This window comes from Acidobacteriota bacterium (genome assembly GCA_003225175.1).
Lineage (GTDB): Bacteria > Acidobacteriota > Terriglobia > Terriglobales > Acidobacteriaceae > Gp1-AA112.
In genome coordinates this window covers 1-1045 of the sequence record QIBA01000133.1, presented here as the reverse complement: position 1 = coordinate 1045, position 1045 = coordinate 1, and the positions used below count along the sequence as shown (strand labels likewise).

The window sequence follows — 1045 nt, the reverse complement described above, 5'->3', positions numbered from 1 at the left end:
TGCGAGGCGGTTACTTCATGGCTTCGCCGGTGACCAGCCGATATACGATCAGTGTAATGAACCCCGCGGTCGTCATGGCGTAGAAGATTGGAAAAATCCATCGGAATCTTGGGTATCGCGATGGCTTTCCTTCGAGCTGGCCGAGCGCCACAAACTGGCTCACCTTCGCCTGCGCAGTCATAGCCTCGATCTTTGCCAGGCACTCCTCCAATTCACTTTTCAGCCGCAAGCTCGTGAGCAATCCTACTGGCGAAAATAAGGTCATGAAGAAAAGCAGTGCGATTCAGATGAGGTCACTAGCCTGAACACTCTGGAGCAGGGCCAGCACTCCCGCGCAAATTACCGAGTAAGCGTTCATAAACGAGATGCGCTCGCTCTTGATGTAACGGGCGTTGTCCCGGTTCTCGCTAAAAACTGCCGCGAACATGTCCGGGTCGATAGCAGCAGGAGTTTCGTTGCTCATCTTGTGTCCTCCATGTGTTACGATCCGTCAGAGTGGCGACCACGAAGAGGCGGCGGTAAACCGCGTTCTCCCAACCAACGCCAGTGCGGCCGCACTCGTCGAGACGCGTGAAGGCCAAACCGCTCGATTGCGTGGCTGCGAATATGCGCGATCGCCTCATCGACTGAATTGGTCGCGTGAACTAACTCCAGATCCGACGGCGCGATCATACCGGCTTTCGCCATTTTGTGGATGAACGGGAGTATTTCGTCCCAGTAATCAGTGGTGCCCATGATCACAACCGGGAAGTTCGTAATCTTGCGCGTCTGGATAAGCGTGATCGCTTCGAACATTTCGTCGAGTGTCCCCGCCCCGCCTGGCAGAATTACGAACGCGTATGAATATTTCACCAGCAGCGTTTTGCGGACAAAAAAATAGTGCATCGTGACGAAGCGATCCAGATAGGGGCTTGGGTTTTGCTCATGCGGTAACTCAATGTTGCAACCGACGGAACGGCCGCCTGCGTCTTTGGCGCCGCGGTTCGCTGCCTCCATAATTCCGGGTCCGCCGCCCGTCATGACCGTGAAGCCGAGCTGCGCGATG

Annotated in this window: 3 protein-coding genes; all 3 read right to left on the bottom strand. The window is 55.6% G+C overall.

Annotated elements, in window-relative coordinates:
- Positions 1-10: 10 nt before the first annotated feature.
- Positions 11-265 (bottom strand): hypothetical protein, encoded by a 255-nt coding sequence (locus DMG62_23585; protein PYY20473.1) that lies wholly within the window; start codon positions 263-265, stop codon positions 11-13.
- An 18-nt stretch (positions 266-283) separates the two neighbouring features.
- Positions 284-463, bottom strand: a complete 180-nt coding sequence (locus DMG62_23580) for a hypothetical protein (GenBank protein PYY20472.1) — start codon at positions 461-463, stop codon at positions 284-286.
- Between the two features lie 17 nt (positions 464-480).
- Positions 481-1045: TIGR00730 family Rossman fold protein (locus tag DMG62_23575; GenBank protein ID PYY20471.1), on the bottom strand; the 565-nt coding region annotated here is incomplete at its 5' end.

Coding starts and splice junctions, on each gene's coding strand:
- DMG62_23585 (PYY20473.1), bottom strand. CDS start 265: ATGACCTTATTTTCGCCAGTAGGATTGCTCACGAGCTTGCGGCTGAAA.
- DMG62_23580 (PYY20472.1), bottom strand. CDS start 463: ATGAGCAACGAAACTCCTGCTGCTATCGACCCGGACATGTTCGCGGCA.